General features: G+C 56.2%; 6 protein-coding genes. 5 read left to right on the top strand and 1 reads right to left on the bottom strand.

The annotated features are described in order from the left end of the window. The first annotated feature begins 54 nt into the window (after window positions 1–54). From odhB to sucD, 4 genes are all read left to right on the top strand, one after another. Window positions 55–1,272, top strand: a complete 1,218-nt coding sequence (gene odhB / locus FHR87_RS14465) for a 2-oxoglutarate dehydrogenase complex dihydrolipoyllysine-residue succinyltransferase (RefSeq protein ID WP_183167421.1) — start codon at window positions 55–57, stop codon at window positions 1,270–1,272. An 87-nt stretch (window positions 1,273–1,359) separates the two neighbouring features. Further along, window positions 1,360–2,796 (top strand): dihydrolipoyl dehydrogenase, encoded by a 1,437-nt coding sequence (lpdA, locus tag FHR87_RS14460; protein ID WP_183167420.1) that lies wholly within the window; start codon window positions 1,360–1,362, stop codon window positions 2,794–2,796. Between the two features lie 191 nt (window positions 2,797–2,987). Next, window positions 2,988–4,160 (top strand): ADP-forming succinate--CoA ligase subunit beta, encoded by a 1,173-nt coding sequence (gene sucC / locus FHR87_RS14455; protein WP_183167419.1) that lies wholly within the window; start codon window positions 2,988–2,990, stop codon window positions 4,158–4,160. Further along, complete coding sequence (gene sucD / locus FHR87_RS14450; RefSeq protein WP_183167418.1) at window positions 4,157–5,044, top strand: succinate--CoA ligase subunit alpha; 888 nt, start codon at window positions 4,157–4,159, stop codon at window positions 5,042–5,044. The genes sucC and sucD overlap by 4 nt, the downstream gene beginning before the upstream one ends. Window positions 5,045–5,439: 395 nt before the next feature. Here the strand turns inward: sucD and FHR87_RS14445 are convergent, their stop codons facing one another. Then, window positions 5,440–5,982, bottom strand: coding sequence for an RNA polymerase factor sigma-70 (locus FHR87_RS14445; protein WP_183167417.1), 543 nt, complete (start codon window positions 5,980–5,982; stop codon window positions 5,440–5,442). A 315-nt stretch (window positions 5,983–6,297) separates the two neighbouring features. On the opposite strand from FHR87_RS14445, the gene FHR87_RS14440 reads away from it, so the two are divergent. Continuing rightward, window positions 6,298–19,242, top strand: coding sequence for a non-ribosomal peptide synthase/polyketide synthase (locus tag FHR87_RS14440; RefSeq protein WP_183167416.1), 12,945 nt, complete (start codon window positions 6,298–6,300; stop codon window positions 19,240–19,242). Window positions 19,243–19,290: the final 48 nt, after the last annotated feature.

Raw genomic sequence — 19,290 nt, 5'->3', positions numbered from 1 at the left:
CGCGCAAGACGCGGCCTCGATGTAATAACCGAATCAATAGGATAGGACCTGACAATGGCTATCGAGATCAAAGCCCCAACTTTTCCGGAATCCGTCGCGGACGGTACTATCTCTACTTGGCACAAGAAGCCGGGTGAAGCAGTCAAGCGTGACGAGCTGATCGTCGATATCGAGACCGATAAAGTGGTCATGGAAGTACTTGCCGAGTCGGATGGTGTTCTGTCTGAAATTGTCAAGAACGAAGGTGATACCGTACTAAGTGGCGAACTGCTCGGTAAGCTGGAGGCCGGCGCTGTTGCTGCTGAAGCTCCAGTTGCTGCTCCTGCCCAGGCAGCTCCAACTCCAGCTGCTGCTCAGGTTGCTTCCAGCGAGGCAACATTGGCTCCGGCTGCTCGCAAGCTTGCTGAAGAGCATGGTCTGGATCCGAACAGCATTTCCGGTACGGGTAAAGGTGGTCGCGTTACCAAGGAAGATGCTGTCGCTGCTGTCGAGGCGAAAAAATCTTCTTCTCCGGCTGCCGGCTCAGCGTCTTCTGTTGCCGCTGCCGCTCCGGTTTTCGCTGCTGGTGATCGCGTTGAGAAGCGCGTACCGATGACTCGCCTGCGTGCAAAGGTTGCACAGCGTTTGATCGAAGCCCAATCTTCCATGGCTATGTTGACTACGTTCAACGAAATCAATATGAAGCCGGTTATGGAGCTTCGCTCCAAATACAAAGATCTTTTCGAAAAAACTCACAATGGTGTGCGCCTGGGCTTCATGTCCTTCTTTGTCAAGGCTGCGGTCGAGGCACTGAAGCGCCAGCCGGGAGTCAATGCTTCCATCGACGGCAGCGACATCGTTTATCACGGCTATCAGGATATCGGTGTCGCCGTATCCAGTGACCGAGGTCTGGTCGTTCCGGTTCTGCGTAATGCCGAATCCTTGAGCCTGGCCGATATCGAAGGTGGCATCAACGAGTTTGGCAAGAAAGCAAAGGCTGGTAAGCTGACCATCGAGGAAATGACCGGCGGTACCTTCACCATATCCAACGGTGGTGTATTCGGTTCCTTGCTTTCTACACCGATCGTCAATCCTCCACAGACAGCGATTCTCGGTATGCACAAGATCCAGGAGCGGCCGATGGCGGTAAATGGTCAAGTAGTTGTGCTACCGATGATGTACACCGCGCTTTCTTATGACCATCGCTTGATCGATGGTAAAGAAGCAGTAACCTTCCTGGTTACCTTGAAGGACCTGCTGGAAGATCCGGCCCGTCTGCTCCTTGACATCTGATAACAAGCCTTGCGGGTTTCCGGCCTGATCAAGTTACGTATTAGGTCTGAAACCTGCCGCTCCTGCCGTCTTTAAAGAGGATTCCTTATGAGCGAGAAGTTCGACGTCATCGTCATTGGTGCTGGCCCAGGCGGTTATGTCGCTGCCATTCGTGCTGCCCAACTGGGTCTTAAAACTGCCATCATTGAAAAATATCAGGGCAAGGAAGGCAAAACTGCTCTGGGCGGTACCTGTCTGAACGTGGGTTGTATCCCATCCAAAGCGCTGCTGGACAGCTCCTACAAGTTCCATGAAGCTCATGAGAGCTTCAATATTCATGGTATTGCCACGGGCGAAGTTACCATCAACGTCCCGACCATGATCAGTCGCAAGGATCAAATCGTCAAAAACTTGACTGGTGGTGTTGCTGGCTTGATCAAGGCCAATGGCGTCACTCTGTTTGAAGGTCATGGCAAGCTATTGGCCGGCAAGCAGGTCGAGGTCACTGGGCTGGATGGTTCCACTCAGGTATTGGCGGCTGAAAACGTGATCCTGGCCTCCGGTTCCACGCCAGTCGAAATCCCGCCGGCTCCCGTGGACCAGAACATCATCGTGGACTCCACCGGTGCGCTGGACTTCCAGACTGTTCCTGGCAAGCTGGGCGTGATCGGCGCTGGTGTCATCGGTCTGGAGCTGGGGTCGGTCTGGGCACGTCTGGGTGCTGAAGTCACCGTGCTTGAGGCGGTGGATAAGTTCCTGCCAGCCGTCGACGAACAGGTTGCCAAGGAGGCCCTGAAGGTTCTGAGCAAGCAAGGTCTGAACATCCTGCTGGGCGCCCGTGTCACGGGTACCGAAATCAAGGGCAATCAGGTTGTGGTCAGCTTCAGCGATGCTACTGGCGAAAAGCAGATCACCTTTGACAAGCTGATTGTGGCCGTTGGCCGTCGTCCAGTCACAGCCAATCTGCTGGCTGAAGACAGTGGTGTCGTGGTGGGTGAGCGAGGCTTCATTGAGGTCGACGATTTCTGCGCCACCAAGGTGCCGGGTGTCTATGCCATTGGTGATGTGGTGCGTGGTGCCATGTTGGCCCACAAGGCATCCGAGGAAGGTGTTGTGGTCGCTGAGCGTATTGCCGGCCATAAGGCACAGATGAATTATGACCTGATTCCAGCTGTGATCTACACCCACCCGGAAATTGCTGGCGTGGGTAAAACCGAGCAGCAGTTGAAGGCTGAAGGCGTTGAAGTCAACGTTGGTGTGTTCCCCTTCGCAGCCAGCGGTCGTGCCATGGCAGCCAACGACACTACTGGTTTGGTCAAGATCATCGCAGATGCCAAGACCGATCGTATCCTGGGTGTGCATGTCATTGGCCTGAGCGCTGCCGAACTGGTGCAGCAGGGTGCCATTGCCATGGAGTTTGGCAGCAGTGCCGAAGATTTGGGCATGATGGTCTTCTCGCACCCGAGCCTTTCCGAGGCTGTCCATGAAGCGGCCCTGGCTGTAAATGGTCATGCTATTCATATTGCCAACCGCAAGAAGCGTTAAGCTGTAAAGAACCACCAGGGTGGTTCCCTGTCGTATTCGTTGGAAATACTGCGCAATATCGTCATGGGGCTGTCGCAAGACAGCCTCTACAGGCGTGGAAGATTGATAATCGACTTCTGCAGCCTGCAGGTGGTGCTATACATGTACGTGTATGGCATCCGGTTGCAAACTACAACAATGACGGTAAGAGCATGAATCTTCACGAATATCAAGGTAAGCAGCTATTCAGCGAATATGGTCTTCCCGTATCCAGGGGTTATGCTGTGGATACGCCCAAAGAGGCTGCAGAGGCCTGCGACAAGATCGGCGGTAACCTCTGGGTTGTGAAAGCCCAGGTACACGCTGGAGGCCGAGGGAAAGCCGGTGGTGTAAAAGTGGTCAAGACCAAGGACGAGGCAAAAGCCTTCGCCCAGCAATGGCTCGATAACCGCCTGGTCACCTATCAAACCACCGCAAATGGCCAGCCTGTCAGCAAGGTATTGATCGAGGCTTTTACCGATATCGAGCGAGAGCTCTATCTTGGCGCTGTAGTTGATCGATCCTTGCGCCGAATTGTCTTCATGGCATCTACCGAAGGTGGCGTGGATATCGAAAAAATTGCACGTGAGCAGCCAGATAAAATCCTCAAGAGCACTATCGATCCTCTGCTGGGAGCACAGCCTTTCCAGGGGCGTGAGCTTGCTTTCGGGCTTGGGTTGCAGGATCGTCAGATCAAGCAATTCACGGATATCTTCATGGGGCTGGCAAGGCTCTTTTGTGACTATGATTTGACTCTTTTGGAAGTCAATCCGCTTGTCATCAAGAAAGATGGTGACCTGCATTGCATGGATGCGAAGCTCAACATCGATGGCAATGCTCTTTACCGACAGCCAAAACTCAGGGATATGCAGGATCCTTCACAGGATGATCCTCGTGAGGCCCATGCAATGAAATGGGAGCTTAACTATGTGGCCTTGGACGGTAATATTGGCTGCATGGTGAATGGTGCCGGCCTGGCAATGGGGACGATGGATATCGTCAATCTGCATGGCGGTAAGCCGGCAAATTTCCTCGATGTCGGTGGTGGTGCGACGAAGGAGCGTGTTACCGAAGCCTTCAAGATCATTCTTTCCGATACCAATGTAAAAGCAGTGTTGGTCAATATTTTTGGTGGCATCGTTCGCTGCGACATGATTGCCGAAGGCATTGTTGGCGCGATTCAGGAAGTCGGGGTCAAGGTTCCCGTGGTGGTTCGCCTTGAGGGTAACAATGCTTCTCTCGGTGCCCAGGTCCTGGCCGACAGTGGCTTGAAGAATATCATTCCGGCGCTCAGCCTGGACGATGCAGCCATCCAGGTAGTCAAAGCGGCGGGAGAATGGTCATGAGCATTCTGATCGATCGCCATACCAAGGTGATATGCCAGGGATTCACGGGGAACCAGGGCACCTTCCACAGTGAGCAGGCCATCGCTTATGGCACTCGGATGGTAGGAGGTGTGACACCGGGAAAAGGCGGAACCCGACATTTGGGGTTGCCTGTGTTCGATACTGTTCGGGATGCCGTAGCGGCTACAGAGGCGGATGCCTCGGTCATCTATGTGCCGGCGCCTTTCTGCAAGGACTCGATTCTCGAGGCGGCTTTTGCTGGCATCGGGCTGATCGTCTGCATCACCGAAGGCATACCGACGCAGGATATGCTGGAGGTAAAGCTCAAATGTGACGAGCTGGGCGTGCGCTTGATCGGCCCCAACTGTCCAGGGGTCATCACTCCTGGTGAATGCAAGATCGGGATTCAGCCTGGCTATATTCATATGCGCGGTAAAGTAGGAATCGTTTCACGTTCCGGAACCTTGACTTATGAAGCTGTGAAGCAGACTACCGATGCAGGCTTCGGTCAGTCTACCTGTGTCGGTATCGGTGGCGATCCGATTCCCGGTTCCACATTCGTGGATATTCTGAAGCTATTCCAGGCGGATTCCCAGACCGAGGCCATTGTCATGATTGGTGAAATCGGCGGTTCGGCGGAAGAGGAGGCGGCCGCCTATATCAAGGCCAGCGTGACCAAGCCTGTGGTGGCTTATATTGCCGGTGTGACGGCACCACCAGGCAAACGCATGGGACATGCTGGTGCGATCATTGCCGGTGGGAAGGGAACTGCCGAAGAGAAGTTTGCGGCCCTGCAGGATGCAGGTGTGAAAACCGTGCGCTCCCTGATCGATATCGGTAGCACCTTGGCTAGCGTGACCGGGTGGGAGAGCCGGACTGGCTGACAATGGAATGCTGCGTCGTAACCAGGTGATCGATCAGCACCTCCAAGTGCTTGTGAGAGGGCTTCCTGGAGGCTTGCTGTTACTTTGGCGACGGTCGAAAGAAGTATCCAGAAAGCCCTATCAGGGATCGAGCACTTCTGAAGTCAGTCCAAGCGCGTACTGCGCAGATACAACGACGTACCATACAAACAATTTTTCCTGTTCCTGCAAGAATACGAGTTCCGATTTAGCCAGGTAGGGGGCGCCTGAACAGAAACTTGCTGCAGTACAGAATTGGTTTGACTTAAGATAATATCAATCGATAGCCTGTCATTCATTTTCAGGTAAATGAATATATTTGATAATGGACTTTTTGTACTGTTACAGTCTTTAATGCTTTTCAAGTCGACAAATTCTCAAGTTCGTTCGTCATCTATTGTCTTACGGCAATGAATCAACGCATCTCGAATCATGAAGTTAACCAATGTTGGTGAAACGCCTAACTCGCGTGCAATATCTTTTTGCTGTACACCATGCAATCTGTACATTTCGAATGCGTAGCGGGTTCGGTCCGGTAGTTGGCTTAGTGCGGCGTCAATGGTTTCAATGATTTCCCAATTAAGATTTGTCGACTCCGGTGTATCTCCATCAACGGCAACGTTGAACCCTTCTTCTTCGTTGCCAATATATTTCTGCTCCATCGCTTGCTTGCGATAATGATCGATGGCGAGGTTACGAACGATTTTGAAGACGTAACCTACCTGTGCCGCTAGAGGTAATGTGATCTCTTGCAGCTTCGATAAGCGTAGAAAAGCATCCTGTACGACATCTTCGGCGCGGCTGTGACAACCGATAATTCTGGCCGCAACATTTACCAGGGTAGTTCGGTTGTCCACTAAGGTTTGGAGCAGAGGAGACGTTGGTTTAGCAGTATTGTCAACAATTCCCAATTGCTGCATGATCCTATCCTTTGTCTGGAGTTGCGACTAATTATCATTTAATGCAACGCCGGAAACGGTATCTCCGATAATATTGGATGTCAAATAAGAATAATAAATTTTATTTCTTTATTTCGATATAAACGCATTGATCTGTTTTGCATGGCTAAACGCCAAGAATCTATAACGATGTGGAGGAATTGAAATTTAGTGTTTTTGGCTTTTTGTTTATTGAGAAGTGAGCACCACTAATTTTTTGTGTTTTGCATCCGTCATCGCCCTATGACTCGAGGCTTGATTGCCTCGTTTGGTTACGGGCCAGAGACAGGTGCACAAATGATGGAACCCTTCGAACGTCCAGCTTCATTGGCAGCTGCGTTAATGCGTGGTGCGGCGCAATGCCCTGAGCGGTTGGCATTACGCTTTCTAACCGGCGAGGATGACGAAGGACAGCTACTGACCTACCTGCAGTTGCATACGTACGCACAAACGATCGCTGTCGCCCTTGGTGAACAGACGAGACAGGGCGAACGAGCCATTCTGCTTTTTCCCAGCGGACCGGATTATGTCGCGGCATTTTTTGGTTGCTTGTATGCCGGAGTCATCGCGGTTCCTGCCTATCCGCCGGAGACTACGCAAGAGCAGCATTTGGAACGGCTGATTTCGATTATTGCCGATGCTCAGCCTGACCTGATCCTTACCATAGGCAAGTTTGCCCATCCTCTGCGTGAGCTGGATGCGAAGCTCGGTGGTCGGTTGCCCAAATTGCTGGTCGTAGACGAGTTGGAGCCAGCGCTGAATCCAAGTTGGCGTGCCCCCGATGTTTCGCCCGATGCCGTTGCCTTTCTGCAGTACACGTCAGGCTCGACCGCAACCCCAAAAGGTGTGCAGGTCACCCATGCCAATCTCGAAGCTAACGAATGGTTGATCCGTCAAGGTTATGGGATAAGTGGGCAGGATGTGATCATCAGTTGGCTGCCGCTGTATCACGACATGGGTTTGATTGGCGGGTTGCTGCAGGGGATCTACAGCGGCTTTCCTGTCGTATTGATGTCACCGCAATATTTCCTTGAGCGCCCGTTGCGTTGGCTGGAGGCTATCAGCCGTTATCGCGGGACTATCAGTGGCGGGCCGGATTTTGCCTACCGATTGTGTCACGAGCGCATAGCCGAAGAAAAATTAGCCAGCTTGGATCTCCGTCATTGGCGCATCGCCTTCTCGGGTTCAGAACCGATTCGCCAGGATAGTCTGACGGCATTTGCCAAGAAGTTTTCCGTTTGCGGCTTCCGCGATACAGCCTATCTCGCCAGCTATGGATTGGCCGAAGGGACGCTGTTTGTCAGTGGCGGCAAGCCAGGACAGGGCATATCCGCTTTGTCGGTTGATTCGCAGGCGCTGGCAATGAATCAAGCCAGGCAGGGGAGCGGGGCCACTGTCATGAGTTGCGGCTGGGAGCAGCCGGAGCATCCGATCATGATCGTCGACCCTAAAAGTGGCGAGGCGCTGGTCGAGGGGCATATAGGCGAGATCTGGTCCAGCGGGCCGAGCATCGCTGCCGGCTATTGGCGTAACCCCAAGGCCACTGCGGAGACATTCATCGTGCGCGATGGCCGTACTTGGCTACGCACCGGGGATTTGGGCTTTCGTCATCAGGGCGAGCTGTTCGTCACGGGCCGTCTTAAAGATATGCTGATTATCCGCGGACAGAATCTGTACCCGCAGGATGTCGAGCGTACGCTGGAGAACGGTGTCGAGCTTATTCGCAAGGGACGGGTGGCAGCGTTCGCGGTAAATCATGACGGACGGGAAGGATTGGGTGTTGCCGCGGAGCTGAGTCGTCGCGCCGCCAAGCAGGTAGCGTTCGATGACGTGATCGCCCAGATTCGTCAAACGGTGGCAACGGTACACCAGGAAGCGCCTTGTCTGGTGGCGTTACTCTATCCGGGAGCATTACCGAAGACATCCAGCGGCAAGCTGCAACGCTCTGCCTGTCGAGCTCAATTGGAGGTAGGCAAGTTGGATACCATGGCCGTGTTTCGTGAAGATACGCTGATCACGAACGAGCCAGTCGCTACGCCGGTTTCCATTGCCGAGCACGTGACTCGCCTTTGGTGCGAAAGCCTCAAAATCCAAAGCTTGCCTGCGGATGCCCATTTTTTTGGCCAAGGCGGAAACTCCATTCTGGCGATCCAGTTGATTGCCCAACTACGGGAGCAGTTCGCGGTCGATTTGGAACTGCGGGATCTTTACGAAGCGCCAGTGCTTGCCCAATTCATTGATCTGGTCGTTTTGCGTTCGCTCGATAAACAAGGCGGAGGCGAGCGAATTCCTCCAGTGTCGCCAGGCCGACCCTTGCCTCAATCATCGGCGCAGCAGCGACTCTGGTTTCTCTGGCAACTGCATCCACAAAGCACTGCTTACAACATACCCAGTGGTTTGCGCTTGCGTGGCGAGCTGGATCAGGAAGCTTTACAACGTAGCTTCGAATATCTGGTCGAGCGTCATGAATCGCTGCGTACCCGGTTTTTTGAGCAGGATGGGCAGCCGTTCCAACTGATTGATCAGGCTGATCAATGGAGCGTAGCGCTGGATGATCTTTCCGATTTGGCAACGGAACAGCGCGAAGCGCGTACCTGCGACATTCGGCATGAGGAAGCGGAATTTCATTTTGATCTAGAGCGGGGCCCTTTACTGCGCGTTCGGTTGGTTCGCCTGGAAGATCAGGAGCATCTGCTGCTGGTGACGGTACACCATATCGTTGTTGATGGCTGGTCATTGAACATTCTGCTCAATGAGTTTGCTCACGCCTATACCGCCTATAGTCAGGGGCAGAAACCAGCCTTGGCGCGGTTGCCGGTTCGTTATGCCGACTACGCCGCCTGGCAGCGCACGCTGTCGAATACCCATGAGCATGGCCGACAACTGGCATATTGGCGGGATGCCTTGGCAGAGCGCGTCGATGAGCTGGCATTGCCCTTGGATCGAGCGCGAACTGGCGATCTTTCGACAGCCGAGCGTTTGCTCCTGCGCTTGGACAAGCCTTTGGCCGAACGTCTGCAGCACATGGCGCAGTCACAGAATTCGACCCTGTTTGCTGTTCTGCTGGCGGCATTTCAGACCTTGTTGTATCGCTATAGTGGCCAATCCGATATCCGCCTGGGTGTCCCTAACGCCAATCGCTCGCGTCCTGAAGTCCAGGGCCTGGTGGGGTTTTTCATCAATATTCAGGTGTTGACGGGGCGAATCGATTCACAGCAGTCCTTCCACGAGGTTTTGCAGGCTGCGCACCAGAGCATGCTAAGCGCCCAGGCGAATGCGGATATCTCATTCGATGAAGTCGTCGACGCTGTAACCTCAAGCGGTGCCGATGCACAGCTGTTCGAGGTTATGTTCAACCACCAGCAACGCGATTTGACCGCGTTGCGCCGGTTGCCAGGCCTGCTGGCCGAAGAGTTGCCATGGAACAGTCGAGAAGCCAAGTTTGCGCTGCAGTTGCATAGCGAAGAGGAGGGGCCAGGGCGGATTCGTCTTTCCTTCGATTATGCCGAGGCGTTGTTCGAGCGAAGCACCATTGAGCGCCTTGCACGTCATTTTGTTCGATTACTGGATGCCGTATGCACCTGTCCGCAGGCACGTATCGGTGATCTGGTCCTGCTCGATGAAGCAGAGCAACGTCAGCTTGAGGCATGGGGACAGAATACCGTCGCATCCGCCATCACGCTTCTGCCGGAGCGATTGACCCGGCAGGCCCAGGCCACGCCCGATGCAGTGGCACTGACCCAGGGCAAGCAGCACTACGCATATGCCGAACTCGAGCGCCGTGCTAACCGACTGGCTCATCACCTGCGCGATCTGGGGGTAGGGCCTGAAGTACGGGTGGGACTGCTGGCCGAGCGCTCCATGGAACTGATGGTCGCGTTGCTGGCAGTCATCAAGGCCGGCGGGGTCTATGTACCGCTGGATGTCGACTACCCCCGGGAACGTCTGGAGTACATGATCAAGGACAGTGGCATCGAGCTGGTGCTGGGACAGAAGCCGCTGTATGAACAGCTCGCATTGCCTGTCGCTCTTGCGACCCTTGATGTGCAGGCGCTGACGCTAGACGACAAACCGGATAGCGCACCGGATGTCGCTGTGCATTCCGATCATCTGGCTTACCTGATTTATACCTCTGGTTCGACCGGCCAGCCCAAAGGGGTAGGGGTATCCCATGGCGCGCTCGCTGAACGTTTGCAATGGATGCAGGACGAGTATGCCTTGGATGTGCACCAAGTATTGTTGCAGAAGGCCCCCCTGAGCTTCGATGTATCAGTGTGGGAATGCTTCCTGCCCTTGATCAGCGGTAGTCGGCTGATCTTGGCGGCGCCAGGCGAACATCGCGATCCGCGACGACTGGTGCAACTGATCCGCCAGCATAGCGTGACCATGATCCACTTCGTTCCGCCTTTACTGCAGCTCTTTATCGATGAAGCGGAGGTTGCCCAGTGCCACAGTCTCAAGCGGCTCTTTGCCGGTGGCGAGGTGTTGTCTGCAGAGCTATGCCGACGAGTGCAGGCGCGTTTGCCGGGCGTTGCTCTACATAATCGCTATGGGCCGACCGAGGCGACGATCAACGCCACTCATTGGCCTTGTCTGCTCGAGGAAGGCACACGCGTACCGATCGGTCGTCCGTTGAGGAATGTGCGGTGCGAAGTGCTGGATCAGCAGATGCAGCGAGTACCGGTAGGCGCCACCGCCGAGTTGCTGCTTGGCGGTACCGGTCTGGCCCGTGGTTACCTGGGCCGTCCGGGGCTGACTGCCGAGCGCTTCGTGCCAACCGGAGAAGGTCGGCGCTTGTATCGTAGCGGCGATCTGGCCCGCTGGCGTGCCGACGGTGTGCTTGAATATATCGGGCGGCTCGATGAACAGGTCAAGCTGCGTGGCTTTCGTATCGAATTGGAGGAGATTCGTGCGGTTTTGCTGGCCCAGCACGATGTGCGCCAGGCAGTTGTACTCTTGCATGAACGTAGTGGCGATCCGCAACTGGTCGCTTATGTCATTGCCGATGGCGAAGAATCCGCTGTCGAGCTGACGTTCCGGTTGCAAGGAGCGTTGCGCGAATGTTTACCGGATTACATGGTGCCGGCGCATTATGTGCGCCTGGCAGAGTTGCCCTTGACTCCGAGTGGCAAGCTCGATCGGCAGGCGCTGCCAGAGCCGGTCTGGCAACAACGTGAATTCGTTGCACCGCGCAACGACCTGGAAAAGCGCCTGGCCGCTATCTGGTGTGAAGTCTTGGGGCTGGAGCAGGTCGGTCTGCATGACGACTTCTTCGAGCTAGGCGGCCACTCGCTGCTTGCCACCCGTATCGTTTCGCGAGCGCGCCAGGCATTTGATATCGAATTACCTTTACGCAGTTTGTTCGAAGCTGGCCGTCTGGGGGATTTTGCTGAGTGGATCGCCCGCGCTCAGGCTGAAGGTCAGCCTGACAGCCAGGGCCGAATCGAAGTGGTAGACCGGCATCAGCGTATCGCTCTTTCTCATTCGCAGCAGCGCATGTGGTTTCTCTGGCAATTGGAACCGGACAGCCCGGCCTACAATGTCGGTGGCATGGTCAAGCTGAGTGGATCGTTGCATGCCGAACATTTCATTGGGGCGTTTCAGGATCTGATCGAACGTCATGAGACCTTGCGCACCACCTTTCCCAGCGAACAGGGCAAACCCTGGCAACAGGTAGCCGAGCGCCTGGAATTGCCATTGCAGCGCCTGGATTTCTCGGCCATGTCCGCGGCTGAGCTGCCCGCACGCTTGCAGCAACTGGCCGACGAGCAGGCTCACCAGCCATTTGATCTGGAGTCCGGGCCGCTGATGCGCGTCTGCCTGGTCAAGACCGCCGAGCAACAACACTACCTGGTGGTTACGCTGCACCACATCGTCACCGAAGGCTGGGCGATGGATATTTTCGCCCGCGAGCTGGGCATCTTGTATGAAGCACGATTGGCGGGGCGTGAATCCCCATTGTCGCCATTGAGCGTCCAATACTTGGATTACAGTGTCTGGCAACGCCAGTGGTTGGAGGCGGGCGAGGGCGAGCGTCAACTGACGTATTGGAAGACCCAGTTGGGCGCGGAGCATCCTCTCCTGGAACTGCCCAGTGACCGGCCGCGCCCACCGGTACAAAGCCATCGGGGCGAGCTGTTCCGCTTCGATCTGGATGATGAACTGGCTCGCCGCGTACGCGATTACAACGCCTCTCACGGTCTGACCTTGTTCATGACCATGACAGCGGCGCTGGCAGTGCTGCTTTACCGGTACAGCGGTCAGCCGGATATTCGCATCGGCGCTCCAATCGCCAACCGTGTGCGACCGGAAAGCGAGGGATTGATTGGCGCTTTCCTCAATACCCAAGTACTGCGTTGTCAGCTCGATGGATATATGACGGTCGACGCGTTGCTTGCCCAGGTGCGCAGCACGGTGATCGATGGTCAGTCGCATCAGGATCTTCCGTTTGAGCAACTGGTTGAAGCCTTGCAGCCAACCCGCAGTGCTGCCTACAACCCGCTGTTCCAGGTGATGTGTAATGTGCAGCGCTGGGAATTCCAGCAGACCCGCGAGCTGGCCGGGATGACAGTGGAGTATTTGGTCAACGATGCTCGTGCGACCAAATTCGACCTTTACCTGGAGGTGACCGATCTCGATCATCGCCTGGGTTGCTGCTTCACCTATAGCGCCGATCTGTTTGATGAACCGCGCATTGCGCAGATGGCTGCACACTGGCGTAACCTGCTGCAGGCAATGCTCGGTGATTCGACGCAGCGTCTGGCCGAGTTGCCGCTGTTTGCGGATGAAACTCCGCCTGGCTTGGCCGTCGATCCGTGCAGTTATCCGCTGGATATTTGTGTACATGAGCTGTTTGCACGTCAGGCTGCCGCGACTCCGCTGGCACCGGCCTTGACCTTTGCCGGCGAGACCTTGAGCTACGCCGAGCTGGACGCTCAGGCCAACCGCCTGGCTCAGTTGCTGCGCGCCCGCGGCGTCGGCCCGGAAGTGCGAGTCGGGCTGGCCCTGGAGCGATCCTTACCACTGGTTATCGGCTTGCTGGCAATCCTCAAAGCCGGTGGTGCTTATGTCCCCTTGGATCCTGAATATCCTCTGGAGCGTTTACGCTATCTGATTGAAGACAGTGACATCGCGCTACTGCTGGGCGAGACGTCGTTATTCGACAAGCTCGGCGAGTTGCCCGGCAATGTCCGGCGTTGTTGTCTGGCTGAGGAAAGCGCGGCACTGAGTGCCTGCTCAAACGAGCCGCCAGTATCCAGCGTTGTACCTACTAATCTTGCTTATCTGATCTACACCTCTGGCTCTACTGGGCAACCCAAGGGCGTGGCGGTATCTCACGGTGAGATTGCTATGCACTGCCTCGCAGTCATCGAGCGTTTTGGTTTACAGGCTACTGACTGTGAGCTGCATTTTTATTCCATTAACTTCGATGCGGCGACCGAACGCTTGTTGACCCCCTTGCTCTGTGGCGCTCGGGTCGTATTACGGGCCCAGGGCCAGTGGGATGCCGAGTCGGTTTGCCGGCTGATTCGCGAAGAGCGTGTGAATGTTCTTGGTTTCACGCCAAGTTATGGCAGCCAACTCGCACACTGGTTGCAGTCTCAGGGTGAACGTCTGCCGGTACGCCTGTGCATTACCGGCGGCGAGGCACTGACCGGCGAACATCTACAGCGGCTGCGCGCGGCATTCACCCCCGAGCAGCTATTCAATGCTTATGGTCCGACCGAAACCGTGGTAATGCCGCTGGCGTGTCTGGCACCCAAAGCCTTACCCAACGCGGCCGCGAGCGTCCCTATTGGGGCCTTGGTCGGGCAGCGGGTTGGCTACCTTTTCACCAGTGACCTGGCTGCAGTGCCTCAAGGCGCCATTGGCGAGTTATATATTGGCGGCGCCGGTCTGGCACGGGGCTACCACGGTCGCCCGGCACTCACCGCAGAGCGCTTCGTGCCTGATCCATTCGCCGTGGGCGGTCGCTTGTACCGTACGGGCGATGCCGTACGCCAGCGAACCGATGGTTTGGTCGAGTATGTTGGGCGTCTCGATCAACAGGTCAAGGTGCGTGGCTTCCGCATTGAACTGGGTGAGATCGAGGCGCGCCTACAACAGCACCCGGCGGTGGCTGAAGCAGCCGTGCTGGCGCTGGACACTCCAAGCGGCAAGCAACTGGTCGGTTACGTTGTCCCACGCCAGGAGAATCATGACCGACTGCGTCATGCGCTAAAGCCATATCTTGCCGAGCAACTCCCTGATTACATGGTGCCTGCGCAGTGGGTAATGCTTGAGCGTCTACCGCTGATGCAAAATGGCAAACTTGATCGCAAGGCCTTGCCAATACCAGACAGCAGCATTGAGCCGAGCTCATTTGTGGCACCGGAAAACCAGATGCAGCAAGACCTGGCCAACATCTGGCAGGAGGTTCTGAACCGGCCACGGGTTGGCCTGGATGACAATTTCTTTGAGCTGGGCGGCGATTCGATCCTGTCGATTCAAGTCGTCAGCCGCGCCCGCCAAGCGGGCCTGCACTTTACTCCGCGGGATCTGTTCCAGCATCAAAGTATAAGAACGCTGGCAGCGGTGGCATCCCGTCAGGATGCGTCGATGGTAGAGCAGGGTCCTGTAAATGGGCGCAGTGAGCTAACACCTATCCAGCACTGGTTTTTCAGCCTGCAGATGGCTCACCGGGAGCACTGGAACCAGACGTTGCTGCTGGAGCCGAGCGAGCCGCTGGATAGTGAACGTCTGGTCAACGCGTTGCGTGGTTTGGTCGAACATCACGATGCATTGCGGCTGCGCTTTCATGAAAACAATGGGCAATGGCAGGCCGAGCATAGCGAGCCGGTTGTAGATGACCTGCTCTGGCACGCGGAAGCAGCCAATTTCATTGATGTGTTCGAACGTGCTCAGCGCAGTCTGGATCTGCGGCGTGGACATTTGCTACGTGCAGTGCTAACGACGGATGAACGAGGCCAGCAGCGACTATTGCTGATATTTCATCATCTCGTAGTCGACGGTGTCTCTTGGCGAGTCTTGCTTGAAGATCTGCAACGGCTTTATCGGGGCGAACCCTTGCCGGCAAAAACCAGCGCCTTCCGCGACTGGGCTGCGCGTCTAGCGGCTTACGCAAACAGCGAATCGCTGCGCGAAGAGTTGGCCTGGTGGCAACAGCAGCTAGGTGATGCGCAGGCCGAATTGCCCTGTGACCGGAACGTCGACGACGATCTGCAAGGTGATGCGCATAGCGTTACCGTCTGTCTCGAGGCGACCTGGACCACACAACTGCTACAACAGGCACCGGCAGCCTATCGCACGCGAATCGATGAACTCCTGCTCACCGCCTTGGCGCGCACGTTGTGCCAGTGGAGCGGTAAGCCCTCGGTATTGATTCAGTTGGAAGGCCATGGTCGTGAAATGCTCTTCGACGACGTCGACCTGACCCGTACCCTGGGCTGGTTCACCAGCACCTACCCGCTGTGCCTGGTGCCGGAAGAGGAGCTTGGCGAGGCCATCAAGGCCATCAAGGAGCAGTTGCGCGCGGTACCACACAAAGGGCTTGGGCATGGTGTGTTGCGCTACCTGGCCGATACACCGAGCCGGATGGCGATGGCCGCGTTGCCTGAGGCGCGCATCACCTTTAATTATCTGGGGCAGTTCGACCAGAGCTTCAGTGAACAAGCATTGCTGCGTCCTCTGGACGAGTCCACGGGGATGGCCCACGACGAGCAGGCGCCGCTGCCGAACTGGCTGAGTGTTGACAGCCAGGTCTACGAGGGAGAACTGCGCGTACGCTGGACCTATGGCCGAAAACGCTACGACGAGACGACTATCAACGGTCTGGCCAGGGCATTTCTCGCGCAGCTGCGTGCATTGGTCACCCATTGCCTGATGGATGGTGCCGGCGGCCCAACGCCATCCGACTTCCCGCTGGCACGACTGACCCAGGCGCAACTGGGCAATCTACCCGTGCCGCTGCGGCAGATTGAGGACATCTATCCTCTCTCCCCCATGCAAGAAGGCCTGCTGCTGCACACCCTGCTGGAGCCGGGTACAGGCATCTATTACATGCAGGACCGCTACCGGATCAATACCGAGCTGGATGTCGAACGTTTCGCCCTGGCCTGGCAGCAAGTGGTGGCGCGGCATGAAGCGCTACGCGCATCGTTCAACTGGAATGAAGGCGAAGCGATGCTGCAGATCATTCATAAACCGGGTGAAGTGCATCTCGATGTCCTCGACTGGAGCGATCTGCCTGAGGCTGATTGCGAGTCGCAGCTGCAAGCGCTGCACAAGCGTGAACGCGAAGCCGGATTCGAATTGCTGCGCGAACCGCCGTTCCACCTTCGGCTTATTCGCCTCGGGGCGGCGCGCTACTGGTTCATGATGAGTAACCACCACATCCTTATCGATGCCTGGTGCCGCGGTTTGCTGATGAGCGATTTCTTTGAAGTTTATGCCGCGCTTGGAGAGGGACGTCACGTACGGCTCCCTACACCGCCACGTTACCGCGACTACATTGCCTGGCTGCAACGCCAGGATCTTGAAGCATCGCGCCGTTGGTGGCAGCAGGCATTGGCAGGCTTCGAACGACCGACCTATCTGCCCAGTGATCGTCCTTTCATGCGCGAACACGCCGGTGGCATGCTCGTTGGCGACCGTTATACCCGGCTTGAACGTTCTGACGGTATTCACCTGCGTGAATTGGCGCAACGGCATCAGCTGACTGTTAACACGTTTGCCCAAGCAGCTTGGGCGTTGGTCCTGCATCGCTATAGCGGTGAACATGACTTGCTGTTCGGTGTCACTGTAGCTGGGCGTCCGGTGGCCATGCCGCAGATGCAGAAAACCGTTGGCCTGTTCATTAACAGCATTCCACTGCGTGTGCAGTTGCCGGAGCCAGGGCAGGCTTGTCGTGTGCAGGATTGGTTGCAAGGCCTGTTCGAGCGCAACCTGGAACTGCGTGAGTATGAGCATCTGCCGCTGGTTACCATCCAGGAATGCAGCGAGTTGCCTAAGGGGCAACCCTTGTTCGACAGTCTGTTTGTGTTCGAGAACGCGCCGATAGAAAGCACGGTGCTTGAGCATGCACAAAGCCTTAATGCCAGCTCCGACTCAGGGCGTACCCACACCAATTTCCCGTTGACGGTGGTTTGCTATCCTGGCGATGACTTGGGGCTGCATCTGTCCTTCGACCAGCGCTACTTCGATGCTCAAACCATCGAGTGCTTGCTTGGTGAATTCAGGCGTCTGCTATTGGCGTTGGCTGATGGCTTCTATGGCGACATGGCAGAACTGCCGCTGCTCAATGAGCAGGAAGTGGTATTTCTCACCACGCAATGCAACCAGAGCGCCGCGGCGCATCCACTGGGGCAAGGCTATGTGCGGTTGTTCGAGCGCCAAGTCAATGCCCACCCTGAGCGTATCGTGGCGGCTTGTCAGGGTGAGCATTGGAGTTATGCCGATCTGAATCGCCGAGCCAATCGTCTCGGTCATGCGCTTCAAGCAGCCGGTGTCGGTATCGATCAGCCCGTGGCCTTGCTTGCCGAGCGTAGTCTCGACCTGTTTGGCATGATGATAGGCACTTTCAAGGCTGGCGCTGGCTATTTGCCGCTGGATCCTGATCATCCAGGCCAACGTTTGACACGCATTCTCGAACTGGCCCGGGTACCTGTGCTGGTGTGTACTCAAGCGTGCCAGATTCAGGCGCGGCGTCTACTGGCCGAGCTGGCCGAGCCTGAACGCCTGCAATTGTTGGTATGGGAGGAAGTACAAGACGGTAGTTGGCCGGTGATCAACCCCGATTGCTACAGCGGGCCGCACAATTTGGCCTATGTGATCTATACCTCCGGCTCTACCGGCTTGCCAAAGGGGGTCATGGTCGAGCAGGCCGGTATGCTCAACAATCAACTGAGCAAAGTGCCGTACTTGCAACTGGATGAACATGATGTCATTGCCCAGACTGCCTCTCAGAGCTTCGATATCTCGGTCTGGCAATTCCTGGCTGCCCCACTGTTTGGCGGTCGGGTAGAAATCCTGCCAAATATTGTGGCTCGTGATCCGCTGGCGCTCTTACAGCATATAGGCGCAACCGAAGTGACAGTCTTGGAAAGCGTTCCCTCGCTGATCCAAGGGCTGCTTGCGGAAGAACCGAAGGATATCGGCCGTTTGCGTTGGCTACTCCCCACGGGAGAGGCGATGCCGCCAGAGTTGGCGCGCCAGTGGTTGCAACGGTATCCGGGGATCGGCTTGGTCAATGCCTACGGCCCGGCGGAATGCTCGGATGACGTTGCCTTCTTTCGCGTCGATCAAGCCTCGACCGATGGCAGCTATCTCCCGATCGGCCTGCCGACCGACAACAATCGCCTGTATGTCCTGAATGATACCTTGCAACTGGTGCCAACCGGTGCCTTGGGGGAGCTGTGTATCGCAGGTACCGGCGTGGGACGCGGTTATGTCGGCGATCCCGGACGTACGGCACTGACGTTTGTGCCCAATCCGTTTGCGTCAGACGGCCAGCGCTTGTATCGCAGCGGAGACCTGGCGCGACGGCATGAGAGCGGTGTTCTGGAATGTGTAGGACGGGTCGATCATCAGGTGAAGATTCGCGGTTTTCGCATCGAGCTTGGCGAAATCGAAACGCGACTGTACGACCTGGTCGAAATTCGCGAGGCAGCCGTTACGGTACAGGATGGGCCCAATGGACGCTTCCTGGTGGGCTATTTGGTGCCGGTTGATGGCAAGCGCTACGAATTACCAACCACACAGGTGGTAGAGCAGGGCGAGTTGTTCGAGCGGATCAAGCAGCATTTGCGTAGCCAATTACCCGAATACATGGTGCCGTTGCACTGGTGCGTACTCGAGCGCCTGCCGTTGAACGCCAACGGCAAGCTCGACCGCAAGGCGCTGCCAGCTTTGGAGCTCGGCCGCTCCACAGGCTCCGGTTATCAAGCACCCAATACCGAGCTTGAACACATCCTGGCTGCTATCTGGGCGGATGTGCTTAAAGTCGAGCGGGTCGGTATCCACAACAACTTCTTCGAACTGGGCGGCCACTCATTGCTTGCCACGCAGATTGCGTCCCGGGTGCAAAAGACCTTGCAGCGTAATGTGCCGCTACGGGCGATGTTCGAGTGCAGCACCGTGGCAGAACTGGCTGGTTACATCGAGTCCCTTGACGACAACGCGGTGTTGACCGAGCAGAAAGCCAGACGTATCGATGACCTGATGTCGAAATTGGAAGCGTTATGACGCGCAATTGAGCTTTTAAACAGGCAATTCTTCATGGATATGCAGAGG

The sequence above is a fragment of the Azomonas macrocytogenes genome, from assembly GCF_014191985.1.
GTDB lineage: Bacteria > Pseudomonadota > Gammaproteobacteria > Pseudomonadales > Pseudomonadaceae > Azomonas > Azomonas macrocytogenes.
The sequence above is the reverse complement of the archived record's forward strand: the minus strand, read 5'-3'. Positions and strand labels throughout refer to the sequence as shown.